The sequence below is a fragment of the Roseinatronobacter sp. S2 genome (assembly GCF_029581395.1).
Lineage (GTDB): Bacteria > Pseudomonadota > Alphaproteobacteria > Rhodobacterales > Rhodobacteraceae > Roseinatronobacter.
Genome location: NZ_CP121113.1, coordinates 3,380,168 through 3,402,689 on the forward strand (window position 1 = coordinate 3,380,168; position 22,522 = coordinate 3,402,689).

The window sequence follows — 22,522 nt, forward strand, 5'->3', positions numbered from 1 at the left end:
CAGGCCATAATGTTATATGACGTCATGCAAGACTAGCGAGCAGATTTTCATCCGTCAACTAGCGCGTGATAAAAAATATACACTCACCATAAATATTTATGTGCGATGAAACATTGCTTCGCCTGAGAAGATCAAGTTATTGATTTCATGTTGAAATACAAGAATTGATGCAGACACTTCACATGTCATATCGTCCCAGAAGTCCGTTCACCACGCACCAAGGCACATGGCCGGACATCAAAAGATATGATTATCCGTCAAACAACGAGGTCCGGTCAGACATCAATCGTCAATGTGATTCGGTTGCATGGTGTCAGCAGGCGGGACCGCTGCAACGCCCGACGGTCTGCGTCATAGACAATCTTCTCCATGTCGAACAGCGGCTCTCCGGGGTTGCAGGCCAGAATGCGCGTTTCTTTCAAACCAGCCAGCTTTACATTGATCGAACGATGGACATGTACTACCTGTTTGTCAAAATTGCTGCGTAACAGGCCATAGATTGACACATCATCCTGCAACAGATCCGCCAACCCCGGAAACATCTCTGCCGGGAACTGCGATACATCAACTGTAAGCGGCCCGGTTTGAGTGGAGATAAGGCGCTTCACATGCAAAACCGGCGCGCCTTTGACAATATTCAGCGCCTGCGCCAGTTTTGCGTCCGCTATGCCTTCATAATGCTCCAATAGCTGGCTGTGATGCTCGACCCCCCTGGCAGAATAGGATTCCGAGAATCCATTCAGCGTCATAAGGCTTGTCTCAATCCGCTGGACGGTTACGAATGTGCCTTTGCCATGCCGCTTCTCCAGAACGCCTTCATTCTGCAATTCGGTAACGGCACGACGCACGGTGATCCGGCTGACATCATACATGTCGCATAGTTGCGTTTCCGTAGGTAGCGGCGCGCCGGGCGCGAACTGGCCATCGCGGATTGCGACCAGCAGTGACTGCTTCAGTTGCGTGAACAGCGGTACAGAGTCATTTCGCTGCAAGCTGACCAGTCCGGTGGCGCCAGAAGTTTGGCTGTGATCATCGTGCATAAGGGACCCCGGGTTGCCTGTGACATCATACGTCGTCTTGCGATGTAGCCTGCGAGCCCCCACCAGACAAGCACTCAGTCGCAGATCCAGAAAACCGTTGACAAAACAAGGAATCAAATAAATATATATGACGTCATATAACATCATATAGGTATGCAATGCTAGACCAGACACTCCCCGATCAAATCCAGCAGGTGCTCGACGCCGTCAAGCTGCGCGATTCCGTCACCGAGGTGTATTTCGTCGCCTGCGGGGGATCATACGCACTGATGATGCCGAACCAATATCTCATGGACCGCGAAGCAAAGGCGATTGCCGGTTTCGCAGTGAATTCCGCAGAATTCACGACCCGCGCCCCGCGCAGACTTGGGAAATCATCAGTCGTAGTGCTGTGTTCACATTCCGGGACAACACCCGAAACGGTGCTGGCCGCCCAAACCGCACGCGCGGCGGGCGCATTGACCATCGCACTGACGCATGTGCCTGACAGCCCCCTCGATGTGGCGTCAGAGCACGTCATCTACTACGATCATGATCCAATGACCATGTCACCACAGCATTCAGCGGCTGTGGTGTTCCGCCTAAGCTTCGGAATTCTCGCGACGCGAGAGGGGAATGCAACAGCTATAGAATTTGATCGCGCGCTGTCCGAGATTGGCGTTATTGTTGCAGAAGTGACCGCCGGGCATCGGGAAAAGGCCGTTGCGTTCGCCGCGGCCCACAAACGTGAACCTGTGATCTATACAATGGCGTCAGGCACGTCCTACGGGGTTGCCTATTCCTATGCGATCTGCATTTTTCAGGAAATGCTCTGGATTCATTCTGCGGCAATCAATTCAGGCGAATACTTCCATGGCCCGTTTGAAATCACAGATTTCGATACACCGTTCCTGATCCTTCTGGGCTTGGGGAATAGTCGGACAATGGATGAACGCGCGGTTGCGTTTGCGCGTAAATTCAGCCAGCGCACCACAATCCTGGATGCACAGGAATTCGGGTTGAACAGGTTCAACGCAAGAATCGCGGATTACCTCGCCCCACTCGTGTTCACACCTTTGCTTCGCATGTATGCCGAACGATTGGCCGACGCAAAAGGACACCCCCTGACAACCCGCAGATATATGTGGAAAATGGCGTATTAAGGCGACACTGGCTCGCAGGATGGTTGTCCTGTGCAGCACCAAGATGTTCGGGGTCGGCAGCAAGGATGCGCAGGGTCCCGGCGGCTGGGGGGGGGGGCATCCCCGACAGCACCGGGGCCTGATCACCTGTATCCGCCACATGACGCAGCTTTTTGCAAATGGGCAAAATCGTTCACTCGGTTTTGAACCGGACACTCAGCTCTCGTAGAGTTCCAGAGGCAGTCCGTCGGGATCGGCAAAGAACGTGAACCTCCGGCCAGTCGTCTCATCCAGCCTGACGGGCTCCACGGCGATGCCCTGCTCCTCCAGCCAGTGCTTTGCGGAAGACACATCAGCCACCGAAAAGGCCAGATGCCGCAAGCCTTGCGCTTCGGGTCGCGAAGGCCGCGCCGGCGCGCCGGGAAAAGAGAACAGCTCAATCTGGCCGCCGCCGGGCAGGCCCAGATCGACCTTCCAGCTTTGCCGCGCCGCACGGTAGCTCTCGGCCAGCACCGGCAAACCCAGAAGATCAACGTAAAACGCCCGGCTGCGCGCGATGTCGCTGCAAATGATCGCGACGTGATGAAATCCTGTCAACATAGTCTTCCGCCTCATGACGCTATCCCAAAGAGATTCTCTCATACATGACAGGAGAGCATCGTAAAATATGGGGCAGCAATACTGAATGTCTTGATCACAGAGGGAGCGCGGCTTCAACTGCCTTCGCAATGGGACCCCCCCGATAGGCTCTGTTGCACAAATCGACTGACGGTCAGTGTTCCCCTTCCCCGGGCAGAGTCATCCCACGGCTTGAGTTTCGGGTATGCCGAGTGCGGTGAAGCCGTTCAGGACGGCGACACGGATCTGGAACTCCGCGACCTGGCGGTCGAAGTCCCGCGCCATGAAGCGCTGTTTCCGCCTACCGCCTGCGAAGTGAATCCCGCAATCCTTGCAGCACTCAGCCCCGACAGTGAAAACCACAACTTCTTCTCTGGCTCTGGGTCGTCCTATGTGATCGGTAAGACCGTCGCGACAGAGGATGCAGACTGGGATTTCTGATCACCATAGCGGGGCAGCGATGTCAGTGACTCATCCTTTTCTTCCGCTGAAATTTCCGGTCTATCCGCGGTTAAAAGAAGCCTCCCCTGAAAGGGCAGCGGAGATCTTGCCGGAGCAAAAGAACGAAAAGTCAGCAAGGATAGCCGGGTCACTCATGCGGCGCGGCCCATCATATCGTATGCCAGACCAAACATCCGAGCCATTCCGCTGATGCGGTTGCACCGCCGATCCGGCGAAGTGCGTCATCCACACTGACGGCTCGACTGCGAAGCTCCATCATACGGCGACCGATGTAGACCACAAAGACAACCATGCACCCGACCGCGCCGTTTCAAAAGAACCGTCGCTTGACGCATCGCCTGCGATTAGACAACCGTATCAATTCATTACACAATGGGCCACAACCACAGAAAAAGTCGCCAGGGCCGCTATTGCTTAAGCCTCTCGCTCAGAATCGACTGGGCCCTTAGGCAACTATCACGCTGGAGCCATGAGATAAATCCCCACGAATTTGTCGCGGAATGCCGATGTGAGCCATAGAACCCACTTATCTCAGCTTAGAGAGGTGACAAGACGCGAAAACGCTTGCGGCACGCCATGCCATGTATCAGAATTGAGATGTCAGCAGGTGAACACTTCAGACAGGGGGCGGCGTGGCAGATATCGGCGGGATCAATTTCGAGGATGTCGGCGCGCGACTGCGGGCGCATCGCATCGGGCGCGGCATAAGCCCCGAAGAACTTGCACAGCGTATCGGAATATCGCGCGCAGCACTTTACCGCGCCGAAAAGGGCGAAATCATCAAGATCGAGACATTGGCCTCGATCTCGCGCGAGTTGCGGGTATCGCTGCCAACATTGCTTGGGGTGGGCGTCGAGTACATTTCCAACGCGCTGGCATTCTTCGAACGGATGCGACAGGTAGAGGAACAAGCAGACCAGATCATCGGCTTGTTCAGCCCCATCTCTTATCTGGTGACGACGCAATATTACGATGAGATATTGCAAGATGTGTTTCTGGAATCGCTCCACACCGACCAGCAAGCAGACGCCAACCGGCTATTGAAAATTCTTTCTAAACGAAAACAGGAATTTGCGCGGCGCAGACCCTTATTGGCGTCGGTCATTTCATCCATCGATATTGAAAGCTTCCTGCGCGATGGGCTGGAAGGACGACATGGCCTGCCCTTCGCTGTGCGCGCCGCGCGAAGGCGTGCGGCAGTGGATGAAGTGCGCCATATCATTGGCCTTCTGCGCGCACCGGACATCGGCATCCAGCTTGGTGTGTCGCCTGAACCGTTTCCGTCAACCAGTTTTCAGATTACCCGCGCAGGCGATCAGTCCACCTTGACGGTCAGCCCGTTCCGGCTTGGGCATAACCCGAATATCAGCGTTGGCGTAGGGTTTATCACCTCGGCCCCTGAAGCAGTGGAACTGCACGACAGTATTGCCCGTGTCTTGTGGGAGGGTTCGCTGCGCGGACAAGCCGCAGCAGATCATCTGGAAAACCTGATAGCACAGGCCAAAGAACAGGAAAGCAACCACCCACACGATTAAAATTTAGGCATTTTTGCTTTGTGCATTTCTGTTCGTCTCAAAATTTAGAATACAGCTTGACAGACGCCTACCTTCGGGGAAAGTCTGGAAACAACACATCCACAGGGGAAACACATGAAAACCATCCGTACCTTTTCAGCCACTGTCGCCGCCATCGCGGCGCTGACAGGCAGCGCCGCTGTCGCACAGGAATTCGTTGCCAAGATCGGCCACCTGGAATCTGCGGCGCAAAACCGTCACCTCCATCTGGAAAAGGTTGCCGCGCTGGTGAACGAACGGACGGATGGCAACGTGGAATTCGTCCTGTACCCACAAGCGCAACTGGGCGACCAACGCCAGATGAACGAAGGCGTGCAGTTCGGTTCACTGGAAGCCACGGTCGCCCCGGCGGCGTTTCTGGGGGGCTTCAACCCTGTTGTGTCGATTCTTGATATCCCCTACCTGTTGCCCGAAGATGAAGCTGCGGCGCAGGCGCTGCGCGAAGGCCCCTTCGGCGAGGCGCTGCTGAACAGCTTTGCAGACAAGGGCATGCACGCGATTGCCCTGTGGCCAAACGGGCGCAAACACATCACATCAAATCTGCCGGTGAATGATCTGGCCGATTACGCCAATCAGAAATTCCGCGTCATGGACAGCCGCGTTCTGATCGAACAGTTCAACGCACTTGACGCATCGGCCATCGCGATCCCCTTTGGCGAGCTTTACACCGCGTTGCAGACCGGCGTGATCGATGGGCAGGAAAACCCGCTGGATACCATTGAAACGATGAAATATTTCGAGGTTCAGAGCAACCTTGTGATTTCCGGCCATGGCGCGATGGAAGATGTCGTGATTTTCAGCCCTATCTGGTGGAATACCTTGCCTGAGGACTACCAGACCATCATTCAGGATGCTTTCATCGAAATGGTGCCGGACCTTGTGGCCAACAAACAGGCCGCCGTGGACCGCGCACTGGACGCCGTGACCGCAGCGGGCATGAATGTCCGCGAAGCCGGCGCGGATGAGCGCGCGGCCTTCCGCGAGGCCACATTTGCAGCAACCTCTGGCGCGTATGTCGCGCAAGCTGGCGCAGCGGGTCAGGCTTTGCTGGATGTCTATCTGGCGGAATACGAGAAACTGGCACAATAGGCCTGAAATCTGCGGGCTTCTTTCAGGGGCCTGCACCAAAGCGGACCAGGGCGCGTATACCCCGGTCCGCTTCTTACGTCTTGCAGCGCCGGGCGCGTGAACAATGTTCAGACGCCCGCGCAGCACCTTTGTGATTGGTCGCATGTTTCCAGCGAAAGCAGGTCGTCGCTTTCCTTCGCAACGTGCCTAGAACGGACGGACCCGCAATGCTGGCCCTGAACATACTCCGGCTGATCGAGCGTTCAGTCCTTGTCGCTATTTTTCTGACCATGGTCGCGCTTTACTTCTCAAATGTCGTTGCGCGGGAAATGGGCGGTCAGATTGCGTCATCCTTCGCATGGATCGAAGAAGCGGTGCGCATGCTGAACCTGTTTCTGGTGTTTCTGGGGTTGGGGCTGGCGCTGGAACGCGGACGCCATGTCGGCATTCGAAATTTGCGCGACAAGCTGCCTGAGGGGGTGCGCCGGGTGCTGCTGAAAATCACGGATGTCGCAGGGCTGGCCTTCGCGCTGTATATCGCCTGGCTTGGGTTTGGGCTGGCGCAGTTTGTTCTGGGCACCGGTCAGCGGTCCCCGACGCTGGGCGTGCCGATGGGGCTTATCTATCTCGCCCCCGTCGCGGGTTTTGTGCTGTTGGCGCTGCGGTATGGCCTAAGCCTGTTCGGGGTGATCGACCGCTTTGCGGATGCGGAGGAAGCGGAATGATCATGGGCCTGATTATTATTCTTGCCGTGGCATTGCTGGTGCTGGGCTTCGAGATGTTTCTGGTGCTGGCAGTGCCCGCGCTGGCCTATAAGGCAGTGTTCTATCCCAATCTGCCCGATCTGGTGGTGGTGCAGAAAATTCTCGGCGGCGTGGATCATGCCACGCTTCTTGCGATCCCGTTTTTTATATTCGCCGCCAACCTGATGGGGTCCGGGCAAATTGCACGGCAGTTGGTGTCGGTGGTCAAGGCCCTGCTGGGCCATACGCGCGGTGGCATGGGGCATGTGGTTGTCGGCGGGTCAATGGCATTTGGCGCGGTGTCCGGGTCGGCGCCGGCCACTGTGGCGGCCATGTCGCGCATGGCCTATCCGGAATTGCGGCGCAGCGGCTACTCTGACAAGTTTTCGCTGGGTCTGATTGTCTCCAGCGCTGAAACCGCGCTTCTGATTCCGCCGTCGATCACCATGATTATCTATGGCTGGATGACGGGCACCTCTATTGCGCGACTGTTTGCGGGCGGGCTGGCCGTGGGGCTGGTGCTGGGCCTGGCGTTCGCGCTGTATGTCAACTATGTCGCCCGCCGCGACGGAATCAGCCGCGCACCGCGCGCCAGTTGGGCCACCCGCGCAAGGATGATCTGGCAAGCGAAATGGGCCATTGGTATGCCGGTAATCATTCTGGGCGGGATTTACTCGGGCACCTTCACCGCGACCGAAGCTGCCGCGATCAGTGTTGTCTATGCCATTCTGGTCGAGGTGGTGATCCTGCGCAGCCTGACCTTGCGCGGCCTGTTCGAGGTGACAGAGCAAAGCGCGATCAACACTTGCATCATCTTTGTGTTGCTGGCGATGGGCGGCCTTGTGTCCTATTTCGTCACGCTGGCGCAGGTTCCGAACGAGATCATCAGCTTTCTAAGCGCAATCGATGCAAGCTGGATCACCTTCTTGTTGGTCGTCAACATCTGTTTCCTGATCGCGGGCATGTTCATTGACCCGAATTCGGCCCTGCTGATTCTGGTGCCGCCGCTGTATCCGGTGGCGGTGGCGATGGGCATTGATCCGGTGCATTTCGGGCTTATCGTGACGCTCAACATCGGGCTGGGGATGATTACACCCCCGTTCGGGCTGGATATCTTCGTGGCCTCGTCCACGCTGCGCAAACCTGTCGCAACCATCATTTCCGGGGTGTGGCCGTTTTTGGCGGTGAATCTGATCGTGTTGATGCTGATTACCTATATCCCGCAGATATCACTGTTCATCCCGCGACTGATTTTCGGCTGAGGGTAGAATTATGAATGCCTTGTCCAAAGACCCTGTAGGGATTCAGCCCCGCTACCGCTGCGCCGAAGCGCTGGCCGTGGTCCACAGCAATACTACCGTGAACACTGATTACAGGTTGCTGACACTGGATGCCCCTGCCGAGGTGCTGGATTGCGCGCCGGGTCAGTTCTTTCAACTGCTATGCCCCACAACCGCTGATGATCAGCCGTTTCTGCGCCGCCCCATGAGTATCTATGATTTCGATGCGCAGGCGGGCACCTTGCGGTTCCTGTACAAGGTAGCGGGCGCGGGCACGCGCGGACTTGCCACCTTGCGCCCGGGTGACAGGCTGAATGTGCTTGGCCCGCTGGGACAGGGGTTCAGCATGCAAGACGACTGGCAGCGCCTGATGCTGGTTGCGCGCGGCGTGGGTCTGGCAACGCTTGCGCCCTTGGCGCGGCAGGCGCAGGCACTGGGACGGCAACTGACGGCCATCTGTTCGGCGCGCGCGCCCGAATTCGTGATGTCGGTCGAGCTGTTCCGCGATTATGGCGCAGAGGTGGTTGTGGTGACCGACACGGACGGATCATCTGCACCCGAAGCGTTGCGCGCCCTGATCATGCAGAAAATCGCGGATACGGGCGTCGATGCCTTTTATACATGCGGGTCATACAGGATTGCGCGGCTGTTGCAGACCATCGGTGCTGCGCACAATATTCCCGGCGAAATTGCGGTAGAACAGCAAATGGCCTGCGGTCTTGGCATGTGTCAGGCTTGCGTGCGTCCGTTCCACGAGGATGGGGAAATCGTGCATCGCCGCGTGTGCCGCGAGGGGCCGGTGTTTCCGTTGGCCGGGTTGGTATCGGGGGGGGCAACATGAACCGCCTTGAAACAGCCGTGGGGCGGGTGGCGCTGGCCAATCCCATTATGCCCGCATCCGGCACCTTCACCGAGGATCTGGCCGATGTGTTCGATCTTGGCATTCTGGGCGCGCATGTGCTGAAAACCTTTACCACGGAATCCCGCAGCGGCAATCCGACCCCGCGCGTGTGCGACCTGACAGGCGGGATGATGAATGCCATTGGCATTCCGTCAAAGGGGCTGGACTATTTTCTGACCCAGACCCTGCCGTTCTGGGCACGATACGATGTGCCGTTGATCGTTTCGATTTCGGCGCATAGCTATGACGCCTTTGCGCGTCTGGCCGCAGCCGTTTCGGTTCCCGGTGTTGCCGCGATCGAGGCGAATATTTCTTGCCCGAATATCGAAGCTGACGGGCGCGCATTCGCGGTGCGCGCTGATACCACAGGGCAGGTGGTGGCACAGTTGCGCCGCGCGACGAACCTGCCCTTATGGGTGAAACTATCGCCAAATACCGGCGAACCGGTGGAAGTGGCACAGGCGGCCGAAGCGGCCGGTGCCGAAGCACTGGTGGTGGCGAATACGCTGCTGGGCATGGCCATCGACATTGAAACGCGCAAACCCCGACTGGGGAATGTCATGGGCGGTATATCCGGCCCTGCGATAAAGCCTGTCGCGCTGCGCATGACCTATCAGGCGGCCAATGCCACGCGCATTCCGGTGATTGGCTGCGGTGGCATTACCACAGTCGCCGATGTCGTCGAATTCCTGATCGCAGGTGCCACCGCGGTGCAGGTCGGCACCGCCACATTCCAGTCTCCAACCACCATGCAGCGGTTGTTGTCAGGGCTTGATGACTGGTTGCGAACACATGACGTGGCATCGATCACCGAACTTTGCGGCAGTGTCGCACTGGCCATTCCCCAGACCAAAAACCCAGCGATATCAATATGAACGCCGCCGAACCCGATACCCTGTCGCTGCTTGCACAAAAGATCTTCGACGATCTGCGCGCCATGTCGCCCGATGGTGCAGGTGTCAGTCGCCCCGCCTATTCCAGTATCGAGACGCGCGCGCTGGACTATCTGTCGGACGTCGCGCGCGCCCATGGGCTGGCTGTGGATCATGACGCTGCGGGCAATGGCTGGTTTTGTCTGCCCGAACACCGCGACGCCGACCGCTTCATGGTGGTAGGGTCGCATATCGACAGCGTGCCCGAGGGCGGGAATTTCGACGGCCTTGCCGGCGTTGTCGCGGGGTTGCTGGTCCTGATCCGCGCGCAAGGCCGTGGGCTGCGCATTCCGGTGAAATGTCTGGCGCTGCGTGGCGAAGAAAGCGCATGGTTCGGCTCATGCTATCTGGGATCAAAGGCCTTGACAGGACAAATGACAGCCACCGAACTGGCCGCGCCGCACAAGGCAGATGGACGTCCGCTTGCGGACCATATGGCCGATCTGGGTATCGACACGGCGGCTATTGCGGCAGGTCAATCGCTGATCGCGCCGGACCGCATCGCGGGCTATGTAGAACTGCATATCGAACAGGGACCGCTATTGGTAGAGCGCGACATCCCCGCTGCTGTGGTGACCGGCATCAGGGGGAATATACGCTACCGCGCAATCACCTGCACCGGCGAGGGGGGGCATTCGGGCGCAGTGCCGCGTGTCTATCGCCGTGATCCGGTGCTGGCCATGGCCGACCTGCTGACGCGGCTGGATGACAGCTGGCTGCACATCCTGCAAACCGGCGGTGATCTGGTGCTGACCTCGGGGGTGGTCGGCACCGACCCTGCGCGCCATGCCATCACGCGGATCGCCGACAGCATCAGTTTCAGTCTGGATATCCGGTCGCAAAGCACAGAAGTTCTCGCGCATATGCGTGACTATCTGCACGAAGAAATGGCAGATATCGCGCGGGTGCGCAGCGTCAGTTTCGACACAGGCCCCGAAATACCCGCCGCCCCCGCCCTGATGGACAAGACCATGGTGCGCGACCTGATGGAGGCCATGCGCAGCACCGGGATTGAACCGTTCAGCATGGCATCAGGGGCGGGGCATGACGCTGCGGTTTTTGCGCAGGCAGGCGTGCCGGCCGCGATGATCTTCGTACGCAACCGCAATGGGTCGCATAATCCGCGCGAAGCGATGGAGATTGCGGATTTTATGGTGGGAACCCGGATCATTTCCGCCTATCTGGAGGCCCTACAGCCATGATGACGGGATCTGCAGACATGACCGGATTGACGCCCGCACGGCGCGCTGAAATCGCACGGGAAACAGCGCTGGCGCTGTTGCAGATTGGTGCAGTGCGCCTGTCGGTGGACCGCCCGTTCATGTTCAGCTCCGGGCTTGTCAGTCCTGTCTATATCGATTGCCGCCGCATCATTTCTTATCCAGACATACGCGAACGCCTTATGGCCTGCGCGACAGAAGTGTTGCGAAATGATATCGCAGGCACCGAAGCGGTCGCGGGCGGCGAAACAGCTGGCATTCCCTTTGCTGCGCTGATCGCCGCCAACACCGCCCTGCCCATGCAATATGTGCGCAAACGGCCCAAGGGTTATGGCCCGCATGCGCAGGTCGAAGGCGTGGTATTACCCGGCCAGCAAGTGACCCTGATCGAGGATCTGACCACCGATGGCGGATCAAAGCTGCGTTTTTGCAAGGCATTGCGCCGTGCGGGCGCGCAGGTGTCGGATTGTCTGGTTATTTTTTACTATGATATTTTCCCCCAGACCCGCGACATGCTGACCGCCGAAGGGCTGACGCTGCACGCCCTGGCCAATTGGCAGGATATTCTGGCCGTGGCAGGCACAGACAGCCCGTTCAGCAGCCGTGAACTGGCCGAAATCCGGTCATTTCTGGACAATCCACTTGACTGGTCGGCCCGCAATGGCGGGGCATCTCGGCTGTTTTTCCAAGAAAGGACTGTATGATGTTCACTTCACTGATCGAAGCCTTGCAGGATCGCGGGCGCGGCATTCACGGCTACCGCGCGCTGGCCGAGGCCGCCTATGAAAAGGCCCGCAGCGCACCAGAGGCGGCGGCCTATTTCATGCTGGCCAAACAGGCCGATGATTTCGTGGAGTTCACCGAGCGCATGCCGGTTCCCGCGCGCGAACTTGATGCCATGTTTGACCGGATCAGTGCGAATGCGCAGGCACTTGACGCGGCTTTCGGGGGGAACGCAAACCACGGCGGGGACGCTGCGGCGGTTCTGGATGTGCTGAACCGTATTGCACAGGAAGCGGCTGCAATGCGCAGCACCACCTGAATGGCAAGGATCCGTGTCTCATTGCCCCCATCGGTGGTGCGGATCTGAGAGTTGCGGACCTTTTGCAAGAATCGGTTTAACAGGACGCTGTTGCACAAATCAGCTGATGGCTGAGGTTTCCCTTTCCCCGGACAAACTCATCCCACCGCTTCCGTGACGGGCGCGTCCGAGGAAAGGAGAGGTCATTTCACACGCGCGCTATGCCGCATCGACCGCCCGGCCAGACCCCCTCGGGCGAGATGAAGCCATCGCCATCCGCATCCAGAAGATCAAACCATTCGGCAAACCCGGGATTCAGGGCAACGGCTTCTTCGCGGCTGATCCGGCCATCACCATCCGTGTCGGCGGCGGTCCATGACCTGCCCCCGGTCGTCCCTCGTTCATAACGAGAGTCCTTGGGGTTGATAGTTGTCGTTTTGGGCTTGGGCAAGCGCGCCGTGCGCGGAGCCCTCAGATAGCTCAAGCGCTTGGGCCGCGCTTCAGCGGGTGTTTTGTTGCCCAGCGATGAATGTAGCCTGACGTGGTTGTAATCATAGCGCCACAGGCCCAGTTTTCGCCGTGCATCGTCCAGGCTGTCGAAGATTTCCTCATTCAAGCACTCGTCGCGCAGGCTGCCATTGAATGACTCGATATAACCGTTCTGTTGCGGCTTGCCGGGATCGATGTAGTGCCACTCGACGGCGTTTTCGTTCGTCCACTTCAGGATCGCCTTGCTGGTGAACTCGGTGCCATTGTCCGAGACGAAGCAGGCCGGTTTTCCATAGATCCGGACCAGCGCATCCAGCTCCCGCGCAACCCGTGCGCCAGAGATGCTGGTGTCGGCAATCAGGCCGAGGTTTTCACGGCAGCAATCGTCGTTGACCGCCAGGATGCGGAACTTCCGGCAAGCCCCGAAGGTGTCGGACAGAAAGTCCAACGACCAGTGCTGGTTCGGCCGCAGCGGCACTGGCATTGGTGTCCGACTGCCGCGTGCCCGCTTACGGCCTCGCCTGCGGCGCACCGACAGCCCCTCTTCACGGTAAATCCGGTAGAGCTTCTTTTCGTTCATCACCATGCCCTTGCGCTCCAGCATGATACCAATGCGCCGATACCCAAACCGGCGACGCTTCTCGGCGATCTTGTTCATTTCCACACGGATATCCGGATTATCGGGCGGCCGCTCGCGCCGCACCGTCTTCGGATCGACACCGATCAGGACGCAGGCCCGGCGCTGAGAGATCGAATGATCCTTCATCGCCCGCAGCACTGCGTCCCGCCGTTGCATCGGCGTCGTCAGGCCTCAGCCATGGTCCTCGGACCAATGGCGTCCCATGGCTTCGATCCCAGCAAATCCTTCAGCACAACGTTGTCGAGCATGGTATCCGCCAGCAAACGCTTCAACTTCGCGTTCTCGTCCTCGAGCTGCTTCAGCCTCTTGGCATCCGACAACTCCATCCCGCCATACTTGGCCTTCAGCTTGTAAAACGAGGCCGGGCTGAGACCGTGCTTGCGGCAGACCTCCGCCGTGGCCATGCCAGCTTCTTGCTCTTTGATCATTCCGATGATCTGCGCTTCGGTGAAACGGCTTTTCCTCATGTCGTCTGCTCCTTCAAAGGTTGGGCAGAATCTACATCAGATTGAGGGAACTTTCGGGGGGCAGGTCAGCTTGAACAAAGGAATTCTTCGATAGAACGTAGAGTCCTCTGCAAAACTCGGATAGTGTCTTTGGGGCTGTTCAGTGCCACAATTGTCAGCCAACATCGACATGAAACAGGACTTTCGGAGAAATCATGCCCCGCCCCAAGACCGTATCTGATGAGGAAGTTCTGGGGGCCGCTTTGCATGTCATGGCAAGCAGCGGTATGATCTTCACGATGTCGGACATCGCACGGCACGTGGGCCTCTCTCGTGCGACATTAATTCAGAGGTTCGGTGATCGAGATTCGATCCTACGAAGGATTGCCGAGCAAGAAGTTGAAGCGACCCGTTCATGGCTCGAAGATCTTCCAATAATCGAGGGTGCTGACGCGCTTTGGCAATTTCTCGAAGTAATCGTCAGCAGCATGGGAAAAGGAGATGGTTTTTCAGCCCGTGTTCAAATCGCAGCTTTCGAGTCGCGCGACCCTAGTTTACGGTCGCTGGCCGACCAAAGATATGCTCTTGTCCAAAAGGCCATTGCGGCCAGGCTTCCCAACAACGCAGAACGGCTTGAAACGGCGAAGCACCTTCATGCAATCATTGCAGGAGCCACAATGCAGTGGGTCGTCACTGATGGGTCCGAAGATTTGTCCGAATTCGTCCTTCGCAGGCTTAGGTGGGCGGTGGACAACCTAGCGCAGGACTTGACCTAGCCTTGGTTATATCAGTATATAACCTACATGTCGGTTATATACGAGAACTTCAATATGCATCGTCGATAGTTTCTTGGTGAGCTGGCTGCGTTGGTGTCATTGCCGCTGGCCACTTTGGCCCAAATGAACGGGGAGCAAGATATGAAGATGATCGAGTCACAAGGCATCCAGATCGCCACACAAGCCTTCGGCTCACCTGACAACCCGAGTTTGATCTTGGTGATGGGCGCGACGGCTTCCATGCTGGGGTGGCCGGATACACTTTGTGCCGCACTCGCGAACCGTGGGTTCTACGTCATTCGGTTTGATCATCGCGATACGGGACAATCGACGACTGTGCAGCCCGGCGCGGCGCGGTATACGGTGGAAAACATGGCATCCGATGTTGTCGGGATCATGGACGGCTATGGTCTGGACAGCGCCCATATTTTGGGAATGTCTTTGGGTGGCTATATCTCGCAGATTGTTGCCCTGACAAATCCTGATCGTGTCCGCTCACTGACGCTCCTTGCTTCCGAACCTCTTGGATGGGATGGCCCCGCGTTGCCTCACATCTCGAAGGAATTCCTAGATCATTTTGGCAATCTGGCTTCTCTGAATTGGTCGCGTGAAACGGAGGCGACGGAATTCCTGCTGACCAACGAACGACTAAGTGCCGGTTCGGGTCAGAATTTTAACGAAGCCTACATGCGCAGTCGCATTAAGCAGATACTTGCGCGCACTTCCAGTCCAGCCAGTATGTTCAATCATGCAACGCTTGACACGCGACGAGATTGGACCGGCCGTTTTCGTGACATAACCGTTCCGGTTCTAATCCTCCACGGTGCGGATGATCCAATCCTGCCAGTCGAAAACGGTGAAGCCCTCGCTGGGGGTATCGCGGGATCTGAGTTGATCGTCTTGGATGGAATAGGGCACGAACTGCCTCTCTCCAGAGTTGAAACCATTGCTGACCTTATTACGGGCGGCGTCCCGCAATATGGTCGACGTCGACAATCTTTCTGGGTCCCTAGCAAGCAGCCATTCGCTGCATAGCAGAAAATGGTCAATATGGGCTGATGCTGTTGAAAAACTCGCCTCTTCGCCACCACACGTCAGACCGACGGAATTTCTTCCCGTGAAAGCGCAATTTTGCAAACAAAGCCTGCCAAATGATCTGCGGCAAGAACGTAGTTCCAAGCTTCAGAGGCATTTTTCACGCGACGGCGTTTTTCAACATGGGGTAATGGTCTGACTGCTCTTCGCAGACCCTGATAGGATCTGGGTCATCATTTAGAGGAGAAGACCGATGGACTATTTTGCAGGTTTGGATGTCTCGCTCGAGAAGACGCATATTTGCGTACTCGACCGAGAGGGTACGATTGTCGGCGAGGCTGTGGCTGCTTCGACGCCGGAAGGCATCGGCGAAGCGTTGGACGGGGCGCCTGCTTGCAGGTCTGTCGTTTTCGAGACCGGTCGCATGGCGCCGATGCTCTACCACGGACTGGCCGAGCGCGGTGTGCCCATCGTCTGTATCGAAAGTCGGCAGGCCTACCAGGCACTCAAGACGCTCGCCACGCACAAGACCGACCGCAACGATGCCCGAGGGCTCGCGCATCTGGCCCGGACCGGGTTCTTCAAACAGGTCCACGTCAAATCGCTTCCGGCCCACGCGGTCCGCTCTCTGATCATGGCCCGCAAGAAGCTGGTCGGGCAGCGGATCATGCTGGAGAACCAAATCCGCGGGCTGGCGGTCGTGTTCGGTGCGAGATTGCCACGCGGGCTCTCCCCGACCTTCGTCCGGGATGTTCTGGCCATGAGTGAGGGCGTAGCCGGCCTCTCCGCCGCGATGCGTGGCCTGGTCAGCGCACGCGAGGCAGTGCTTTCCGCGATCGCCGCCATCGACACTGACATCAAACATCTCGTGCGACAGTCCAGGGCCTGCAGACGGCTGATGACGGTCCCCGGCGTGGGGCCGCTCACTGCGCTTGCCTTTACCGCCGCCATCGACGACCCGGCGCGGTTCCGAAAATCGCGCGATATCGGCGCCTATCTTGGTCTGGTCCCACGGCGCTATCAGTCCGGTGAGCTCGACTATACCGGCCATATATCGAAAACCGGGGATCGCCGCGTCCGGACGCTGCTCTACGAGGCCGCGAACGTCATGCTGACTCGCTACAAGGGCGCGCTGAAACTGAAGGATTGGGCGTTGGCGATCGCGCAGAGGTCCAACATGCGCAAAGCCCGGATCGCATTGGCGCGCCGCCTGGCCGTGATCATGCATGCGATGCTCAAGACCGACACCGACTTCCACCCGGCCTGAAGCCGACACGCGACACCGGTCAACGAGAAAGGAGACCGCCCCGAGCTCCCGAGCGGGAGCGACGCCCGAGGGAGGGAGCAGATGATGGCGCCGATTCTGTAGCACGCGGTCGATAAAAGCCGACTGCGATTTCAACCTCGCCACTCTCGCACCCAGCTTACCCCATAAAGTGCCGGCACCGAGCACGCAGAGAACGAAGGCTCCCGAAAGGCACCAACCGCTCAGGACAGCGCACTCAGACATTGACCCATTAGAGAACAGAATAGGCAGGGAGCGGCCTTGTGGCGGTGCAGCACATCAAAGGCCGCCCGACCGACAGTTTTACGGACAAAGTGAACTTTCGCTGCGAAGGCTCCAATATCGGCTTTCGATGGCGTGACAAAAAAAGGCGGATTCGCCACAGGCGGAACTAGCTGAATGGGTCTGAATCAGCCTGACCAGCTACTCCGACTCAATTTGACCTCCATATCTTTCCGATCAAAGGCGAATATGTGATGGCCGATACGATTGATCTCTTCCACAAAACCAGCAAGCGCTTTGCTGTGCGAAGCATGAACGGAAATGTCACCGAGGATCACCAAACGTGCCTGGTAGTTTTGCATTTTCTGGAAGAAATGCCCTGCCTGCTTATTGCTCAGTTCGAAAAAGCATGGCGCGAAACGGTTCACAGGCACGACGATAACATCTGCCCCAGTGCCCCATGTTTCCCCCAAAAGATCCAGTGCATCTTGTTCAGTCGACAATGCCGGGCCCTCGGCAGCGGCAAAATAGAGATTAAAGCCCTGAAACGGGTCCGTGCTCATGTTGCGTCCTCTTCGCGCGTGTTGTGTTGCTTGGGCTTTGCGTTTCTGGTGCCGGTTTCCTGAAGCGTCACGCTCGGCAGTCGGCTGGCCTGTCTTAACTACTCCTCGATCTGGCCTTCGTCCAGATTGTCCTTTTCGTGGATGTTCAGATGGCGCGTCTCTTCCGTTTCGGAGCTTGTCGGCGGGACCGGCGACCGGGATGACCCGCGCATGAACGTCAGCGGTGCATACCACTTGTAGCAATACATCGATAAGATGCAGCCATCATCTTTGCTATAGGGGATGTGTTTCGACCGAGATGAAACCGCGCAAATATCGCGGGACAAAGGCAGACTGTCAGGTCTGCTATGCGAAGGCAAAATGCTGCCCCAACAGCGATACCCGCAGCCTCCAGTGTGGGAAATACGAGGTGGTGCGCGATTTTGCCCGCAGTTGCACGGCCTCCGCATTCAATGAAATCGCCTCGAGGCGGCGCAAGAAAGTCGAGATGCTCTTCGCGCATCTGAAGCATATCCTGGGCCTCAACCGTTTAAGGTTGAGGGGGCCGCTGGGGGTGAAAGACGAGTTTACACTCGCCGCCACCGCCCAGAACCTCCGGAAACTGGCCAAGCTCTGCCTATAATCGTCCCATCGGCGCCGATCGGCTGAGAAAACCGATCTCGCGGCTGTTTAAAGCCATCAGCTCTCATCGAAAAACCGCGAAGTGTGAAAATCGGGCTGAAGACGACAACGAGCTATTCAGCTGCGTCAGCGCGCCGCCGTCATTCAGCGCTGAACTGTTCCAGCTTCCATTTGAGCCCCGCACGCACGGCTGGCCATTCCGACGGAATGATGCTGTAAACACAGGTATCACGAAGGCTGCCAGGAAACTAGCCGTCCTGCTGTATCGAATGTGTGGAGATGGCACCGAGTTCCGTCCGGCAGAGGTGGAGGGCACAGCATGATCTGATCCGCCACCCTCCAAAGCCGAACGGGATCGTCCCTCACCGGACGAGGTCCGTGGAAGAAGCCGAAAATGGCTGCTGCGTAACGAGAAGCGCATCCCGGATGAGTGGCAATGGTCCACGAGAAAGAAGGAAAACGAGCTTGACCCAAATGCCCAATTAGAGAAGCGGACGTTCGCAAATACTCAACCGCAGCTGTGCGCATGTGGTTTGGGCAGGTGCTCCCGGCAGACCCAGCTTCTGGAGGGCATGGGTCTATCGTCGAAATTGCTCCAGGCCAGGTTATTCCTCCGGGTGTTCCGTCTGGACAGCGCCGATCTGGGTGCTTCCTGCAACGAGACCAGCAACAACCAAGCCCATCAAGGTCTGCAAGCCTGCCTCCTGATCCAGTCCGGCCTTTGTCGCGGCCTCGACATGCGCGGGATGAACAAACACTGTGAAGGCGTCGCGGACGGCGCCTGCCGCCGCGTCGAGGTCCATCGTGCCGAACTCCCCCCGCGCGACGCCGTCGGCGAGGAGGAGGCGGAGGAGGCCGGTCATGCGGCGTGCATAGTCCGAAATGAGGTCCGGGCGTTCCTCCACGATGCGCCGATACAGGGCGTGCATCTCGGGATCGTCGGCGAGCTTGACGCGCTTGCTGCGGTGGAGTGTCAGGACAAGGGCCGCCAGCCGCTCGGCAGCAGGAGCATCCGCCTTGACGAAGGTTTCGGCGAGCGCGGCTTCTTCGGCCATCGTCAAGGCGGCGAGGGCGTCGAAGATTTCGGCTTTGGACCGGAAGTGTCGGTAAATCGCCGAGTGCGAAAGGCCCATGGCCTGGGCGATATCGACCACGTTTGTCTTCGCGCCGCCAAAGCGGCGGATCAAATCCCTGGCTGTTTTCAGGATGCGGTCGCGTGGGTCAGTGGTGTTGCTTTCCATGCGCAAAGGTCTAGGGCAAGGGTCGGCAAAACGCAACATGTAACAGATTTCATTTTTTGTATTGTGTAACTTTCCTTAATCTGCAATGTTACTTGTGCAAGCAAAGGAGCTCCGCCATGACACCAATTTCCGACAGTCCCACTCGCCGCACCGCTCTCGTCACCGGAGGGTCGGGATTCGTCGGTGGCCATCTCATCGCGCGCCTGATCAAGACCGGCTGGCAGGTCCGCGGGATCGGCCGGTCGGCCTCAAGCCGGGCCGCCGTTGCTGCGCTGGGGGCCGAGCCGCACCACGCTGACCTCGCCCACCCTGACGCGCTCGAGCGGGCGATGGAGGGGGTGGACACGGTTTTCCACGTTGCGGCCCATTTCAAGCTCTGGGGTCCGTTCCGGACCTTTCGTGCCATGAATGTCGATGGCACCCGCAATGTGGTGACCGCTGCCGAGCGCGCGGGTGTCAGGCGCGTCGTCTATGTCAGCGCCGCCGCCGTCGTCATGGGACATCCCGAACCGCAGCGCGGCGCGACCGAGGGCCTGCCTTTGCAACGGATGGGATTTGCTCCCTATTCCGCCAGCAAGGCTGACGCCGAAGAACTCCTGCGGGCGGCAAGCGGTCGCCGCAAGGGCTTCTCGACCGTTGCGATCCGCCCGCCCATGATCTGGGGGCCGGACATGCCAATGCTCGACCATATGGTGGAGACTGTGAAAGCCGGGCAGTTCCGGTGGGTGGCTGGCGGCGGGCAGGCCATGTCAACCTGTCATGTCGACAATCTGTGCCACGCGCTGGTCCTGGCGGCCGACCAGGGAAAGGACGGTGCCGCCTATTTCGTGTCGGACAGTGTTGACACAACCCTGAAGTCCTTCCTGACGCGCCTTCTGGCGACCCGCGGCGTGCGGCCAGACGACCGCGGCGTACCCTTCGGGATCGCCTGGACGATGGCGGGCATCATGGGCGCAGTTTGGCGCCTGCTGCGCCTGAAGGGCGAGCCGCCGCTCACCCGGCAAATGCTGCGGCTGATGGGCAAGGACTTCACGGTCGACATCTCGCGGGCGCGGAAGGAACTTGGCTACGCGCCGGTCCTGTCGCCCGAAGACGGCTTGCGCATGATGGCACAGCCCGCCTTTCAGGCCCGCGCAACCGGGTCGCGACATGGTGCCGTCAACGCTTCGGCTGAAGCATGAGCGGCCCTGCGCAGTCGCTGCAAGCAGGCGACGGGGCGCGCTTCCTGCGGGCGTGGCTGGCCGACCCTTTGGCCATCGCAGCGGTTGCACCGTCCGGACGGACGCTGGCGCGCATCATGACCGCAGGGATCGGGCCTGAAACCGGCCCGGTTATCGAACTCGGCCCCGGAACGGGCGTCTTCACGCGGGCGTTGCTGTTCCGAAGGGTTGCGCCCGAAAACCTCTTGCTCATCGAGCGTTCGCCGGCCTTCACGCTGCTTCTGCGCGAAAGATTTCCGGAGCTGGACATCGTCTGCGACCTTGCACAAAGCCTGGACCACCATGCGAGGGCGCGGCTTCAGCGATCTGCTGGCGCAATCGTCTCGGGCCTGCCGCTTCTGGCAATGTCCAGGTCGATCCAGCAGAAGATCCTCACCGTAGCGTACAGCACGTTGCGCCCCGGCGGAACATTCGTCCAGTTCACCTACCATCTCATCTTCCGAGATGATGCGATACTGCATGTCCTGCTCGGACGGGGGCTCATCCACTGGCAGAAACTGAAGCGCCCCGACGCAACCGCGCCCCAACACTGACAGGAGCGAGAATACATCCTTCCCCTGTGCCCCGACCCGCGCGGCGATCTTTTCGCGCAGCTCGCCCTCTGCGTCAGGCAGCAGATTGTCGAAAGCGGCGACGACGGGATCGCCCTGCCATTTGGCCTTGGACAAAGGCAAGGCGCTGGCCACGGGGAAAGCAGTGTCGGACACCAACCATGTTGGATCGTAGGTGAAGCTGATCGCGCCATCTGTCGCCCGCGTCAGGGTGCCGACTTTGGACCTCTCGTACCAGACGGCGGTTTTGCTTTGGCGTGTGCGGCGACCTGCACGGGTGTCGCGCGCCATCTCAGAGCAAATCCCGATCGGGCAGACGGTCGGTCGCCGACAGCTCTGCGCCAAGGGCCTCAAGGAGGCGCAGATAAACATCGAGGCTTACTGACACGACGCCGTTTTCGATGTCGGAAATGGTGGACTGTGCGGTGCCCGTCATTTCCCCAAGCTGTTTCTGGCTGATCTTGCACGCGGCTCGTCGGGCACGCAGGGCGCCCCGGCCTGTCTGAGGCTTCGGATGGGGAATGCGAAGGCGTCGGTCATGGTGAATTGATAGCTCTTGGGCGATATTTTGTTAATATAGCTTTGCGGCTATAAATACGAATTATAGCCTGAGAGCTATCGATAGCGCTGAGTGAGAATTCTACATTCCAGCGGAAGCGGAGCGCGTAGAAAGCATCATCGTCGTCCCCGCGTCAAGCTCAGTGGCGCTTTCAGCGTCTTGCTCACCGGCCATCGGCGCCCTCGATGATGGCCTTGAATGCCGCATCGCGCGTGCGAGCCTTCTTGCCCCAAAGCACGGCCAGATGCTCCCGCGCACTGGTGACCGCCGCGCGCAACTCGTGCAACACCTCCGCATCTCGTTTGCTCAGCTTGCGGTCTTTGGGTTGCAAACGCGGGTCATTTAGCCATCGTGCAATCTGGTTGACGTTCGACCCGATCATCGACAGCTCCCGCCGCATCGCAATCACTGCGTCGGCCAGCTCTGCATCCGCTGTCAGAAATCCGCCCGGGTGGCGCACGAACCCGCGCAGGGCTGTAGATTTCTGATCAACCCTCAGTGGCAATCAACACGCGACGGTTTTGTCGTGCAAACTTTTTTCAAGCGTCAACGCTATCCGCGTCACGCTCCAGTGTATCCGCGATGCGTTCAACGGAGTAGCGGTGGTGCTGTTCCGGTTTACTTGCTGCGCAAGCATGAAACCTTCTGTTTATGCTGCACGAGGAGGGGAATCCTGTAATCGAACTCAGCAGCAACCTCTTGGGCATTGCAAATTGCCCACACAGGGCAAGTGTAGTCACATGTCTGGCCCCGTCCAAGAGATCAGTGGCATCCCTCAGCAAAATTAACTGCATAAACTGCACCATGCAGCGTTTGTGAGCATACGAACAAAGCAGAAATTAATTTAAATTGTGAGGGAGTGGTGTACGACTATAGTTTAACATTAGAAAAATA

At 58.4% G+C, this 22,522-nt stretch carries 22 protein-coding genes and 5 pseudogenes; 17 read left to right on the forward strand and 10 right to left on the reverse strand.

Annotated elements, in window-relative coordinates; genetic code table 11:
• Positions 1 to 275: 275 nt before the first annotated feature.
• Positions 276 to 1,040, reverse strand: coding sequence for a UTRA domain-containing protein (locus P8S53_RS16255; protein ID WP_277805025.1), 765 nt, complete (start codon positions 1,038 to 1,040; stop codon positions 276 to 278).
• A 158-nt stretch (positions 1,041 to 1,198) separates the two neighbouring features.
• On the opposite strand from P8S53_RS16255, the gene P8S53_RS16260 reads away from it, so the two are divergent.
• Entirely contained in the window at positions 1,199 to 2,182 is a 984-nt protein-coding gene (locus P8S53_RS16260; protein ID WP_277805026.1) for an SIS domain-containing protein, read from the forward strand.
• Between the two features lie 195 nt (positions 2,183 to 2,377).
• On the opposite strand, the gene P8S53_RS16265 is transcribed toward P8S53_RS16260, so the two are convergent.
• Together P8S53_RS16265 and P8S53_RS16270 are read right to left on the reverse strand one after the other, a co-directional pair.
• Positions 2,378 to 2,761, reverse strand: a complete 384-nt coding sequence (locus P8S53_RS16265) for a VOC family protein (RefSeq protein WP_277805027.1) — start codon at positions 2,759 to 2,761, stop codon at positions 2,378 to 2,380.
• 198 nt (positions 2,762 to 2,959) lie between these two features.
• A pseudogene (locus P8S53_RS16270) lies at positions 2,960 to 3,073 on the reverse strand (IS5/IS1182 family transposase); the annotation flags it as partial.
• Here P8S53_RS16270 and P8S53_RS16275 point away from each other — a divergent pair.
• The 10 genes and pseudogenes from P8S53_RS16275 to P8S53_RS16320 all read left to right on the forward strand — a co-directional run.
• A pseudogene (locus P8S53_RS16275) lies at positions 3,062 to 3,220 on the forward strand (ribonucleotide-diphosphate reductase subunit beta); the annotation flags it as partial. The pseudogenes P8S53_RS16270 and P8S53_RS16275 sit on opposite strands and share 12 nt — an antisense overlap.
• A 653-nt stretch (positions 3,221 to 3,873) precedes the next feature.
• Positions 3,874 to 4,776 carry a helix-turn-helix domain-containing protein gene (locus P8S53_RS16280; protein WP_277805028.1) on the forward strand — a complete coding sequence of 301 codons (903 nt, stop codon included), beginning with the start codon at positions 3,874 to 3,876 and terminating at the stop codon, positions 4,774 to 4,776.
• Between the two features lie 114 nt (positions 4,777 to 4,890).
• Positions 4,891 to 5,904 (forward strand): TRAP transporter substrate-binding protein, encoded by a 1,014-nt coding sequence (locus P8S53_RS16285; protein ID WP_277805029.1) that lies wholly within the window; start codon positions 4,891 to 4,893, stop codon positions 5,902 to 5,904.
• 206 nt (positions 5,905 to 6,110) lie between these two features.
• Positions 6,111 to 6,608, forward strand: coding sequence for a TRAP transporter small permease (locus P8S53_RS16290; protein WP_277805030.1), 498 nt, complete (start codon positions 6,111 to 6,113; stop codon positions 6,606 to 6,608).
• Entirely contained in the window at positions 6,605 to 7,888 is a 1,284-nt protein-coding gene (locus P8S53_RS16295; RefSeq protein WP_277805031.1) for a TRAP transporter large permease, read from the forward strand. The genes P8S53_RS16290 and P8S53_RS16295 overlap by 4 nt, the downstream gene beginning before the upstream one ends.
• Before the next feature lie 10 nt (positions 7,889 to 7,898).
• Entirely contained in the window at positions 7,899 to 8,747 is an 849-nt protein-coding gene (locus tag P8S53_RS16300) for a dihydroorotate dehydrogenase electron transfer subunit (RefSeq protein ID WP_277805032.1), read from the forward strand.
• Entirely contained in the window at positions 8,744 to 9,682 is a 939-nt protein-coding gene (locus tag P8S53_RS16305) for a dihydroorotate dehydrogenase (RefSeq protein ID WP_277805033.1), read from the forward strand. The genes P8S53_RS16300 and P8S53_RS16305 overlap by 4 nt, the downstream gene beginning before the upstream one ends.
• A complete protein-coding gene (locus tag P8S53_RS16310) occupies positions 9,679 to 10,941 on the forward strand; it encodes a Zn-dependent hydrolase (protein ID WP_277805034.1) in 1,263 nt (420 codons plus the stop codon). Before P8S53_RS16305 ends, P8S53_RS16310 begins: the two co-directional genes overlap by 4 nt.
• A 17-nt stretch (positions 10,942 to 10,958) precedes the next feature.
• A complete protein-coding gene (locus tag P8S53_RS16315; RefSeq protein WP_277805035.1) occupies positions 10,959 to 11,663 on the forward strand; it encodes an orotate phosphoribosyltransferase in 705 nt (234 codons plus the stop codon).
• Positions 11,660 to 12,001, forward strand: coding sequence for a hypothetical protein (locus P8S53_RS16320; protein ID WP_277805036.1), 342 nt, complete (start codon positions 11,660 to 11,662; stop codon positions 11,999 to 12,001). The genes P8S53_RS16315 and P8S53_RS16320 overlap by 4 nt, the downstream gene beginning before the upstream one ends.
• A 187-nt stretch (positions 12,002 to 12,188) precedes the next feature.
• Here P8S53_RS16320 and P8S53_RS16325 read toward each other — a convergent pair whose 3' ends face one another.
• Together P8S53_RS16325 and P8S53_RS16330 are read right to left on the reverse strand one after the other, a co-directional pair.
• Positions 12,189 to 12,464, reverse strand: a complete 276-nt coding sequence (locus tag P8S53_RS16325) for a hypothetical protein (RefSeq protein WP_277805037.1) — start codon at positions 12,462 to 12,464, stop codon at positions 12,189 to 12,191.
• Positions 12,382 to 13,576, reverse strand: a pseudogene (locus tag P8S53_RS16330) (IS3 family transposase). Before P8S53_RS16330 ends, P8S53_RS16325 begins: the two are co-directional and overlap by 83 nt.
• A 194-nt stretch (positions 13,577 to 13,770) precedes the next feature.
• Here P8S53_RS16330 and P8S53_RS16335 point away from each other — a divergent pair.
• The 3 genes from P8S53_RS16335 (at position 13,771) to P8S53_RS16345 (ending at position 16,633) form a co-directional block, all read left to right on the forward strand.
• Positions 13,771 to 14,331 carry a TetR/AcrR family transcriptional regulator gene (locus P8S53_RS16335; protein ID WP_277805038.1) on the forward strand — a complete coding sequence of 187 codons (561 nt, stop codon included), beginning with the start codon at positions 13,771 to 13,773 and terminating at the stop codon, positions 14,329 to 14,331.
• Positions 14,332 to 14,472: 141 nt separating this feature from the next.
• Entirely contained in the window at positions 14,473 to 15,366 is an 894-nt protein-coding gene (locus P8S53_RS16340; protein ID WP_277805039.1) for an alpha/beta fold hydrolase, read from the forward strand.
• A gap of 253 nt (positions 15,367 to 15,619) precedes the next feature.
• The gene (locus tag P8S53_RS16345; protein ID WP_277805040.1) at positions 15,620 to 16,633 is read left to right on the forward strand and encodes an IS110 family transposase; all 1,014 of its coding nucleotides are present in this window, start codon (positions 15,620 to 15,622) and stop codon (positions 16,631 to 16,633) included.
• Between the two features lie 428 nt (positions 16,634 to 17,061).
• On the opposite strand, the gene P8S53_RS16350 is transcribed toward P8S53_RS16345, so the two are convergent.
• Positions 17,062 to 17,436, reverse strand: coding sequence for a DUF4180 domain-containing protein (locus P8S53_RS16350; protein ID WP_277805041.1), 375 nt, complete (start codon positions 17,434 to 17,436; stop codon positions 17,062 to 17,064).
• A 307-nt stretch (positions 17,437 to 17,743) separates the two neighbouring features.
• Between P8S53_RS16350 and P8S53_RS16355 the strand changes: the two are divergent.
• A pseudogene (locus P8S53_RS16355) lies at positions 17,744 to 18,058 on the forward strand (transposase); the annotation flags it as partial.
• Positions 18,059 to 18,662: 604 nt separating this feature from the next.
• Here the strand turns inward: P8S53_RS16355 and P8S53_RS16360 are convergent.
• Positions 18,663 to 19,298 carry a TetR/AcrR family transcriptional regulator gene (locus P8S53_RS16360; protein ID WP_277805043.1) on the reverse strand — a complete coding sequence of 212 codons (636 nt, stop codon included), beginning with the start codon at positions 19,296 to 19,298 and terminating at the stop codon, positions 18,663 to 18,665.
• Positions 19,299 to 19,414: 116 nt separating this feature from the next.
• Between P8S53_RS16360 and P8S53_RS16365 the strand changes: the two genes are divergently transcribed.
• Together P8S53_RS16365 and P8S53_RS16370 are read left to right on the forward strand one after the other, a co-directional pair.
• Positions 19,415 to 20,479, forward strand: coding sequence for an NAD(P)-dependent oxidoreductase (locus P8S53_RS16365; RefSeq protein WP_277805044.1), 1,065 nt, complete (start codon positions 19,415 to 19,417; stop codon positions 20,477 to 20,479).
• Positions 20,476 to 21,051 carry a class I SAM-dependent methyltransferase gene (locus tag P8S53_RS16370; RefSeq protein WP_277805045.1) on the forward strand — a complete coding sequence of 192 codons (576 nt, stop codon included), beginning with the start codon at positions 20,476 to 20,478 and terminating at the stop codon, positions 21,049 to 21,051. The genes P8S53_RS16365 and P8S53_RS16370 overlap by 4 nt, the downstream gene beginning before the upstream one ends.
• 21 nt (positions 21,052 to 21,072) lie before the next feature.
• Here the strand turns inward: P8S53_RS16370 and P8S53_RS21340 are convergent.
• The 3 genes and pseudogenes from P8S53_RS21340 to mobC form a co-directional block, all read right to left on the reverse strand.
• Positions 21,073 to 21,360: pseudogene (locus P8S53_RS21340) on the reverse strand (HipA N-terminal domain-containing protein); the annotation flags it as partial.
• 1 nt (position 21,361) lies between these two features.
• The gene (locus P8S53_RS16375; RefSeq protein WP_306417815.1) at positions 21,362 to 21,505 is read right to left on the reverse strand and encodes a helix-turn-helix domain-containing protein; all 144 of its coding nucleotides are present in this window, start codon (positions 21,503 to 21,505) and stop codon (positions 21,362 to 21,364) included.
• A gap of 286 nt (positions 21,506 to 21,791) precedes the next feature.
• A complete protein-coding gene (gene mobC, locus P8S53_RS16380; RefSeq protein ID WP_277805046.1) occupies positions 21,792 to 22,133 on the reverse strand; it encodes a plasmid mobilization relaxosome protein MobC in 342 nt (113 codons plus the stop codon).
• Positions 22,134 to 22,522: the final 389 nt, after the last annotated feature.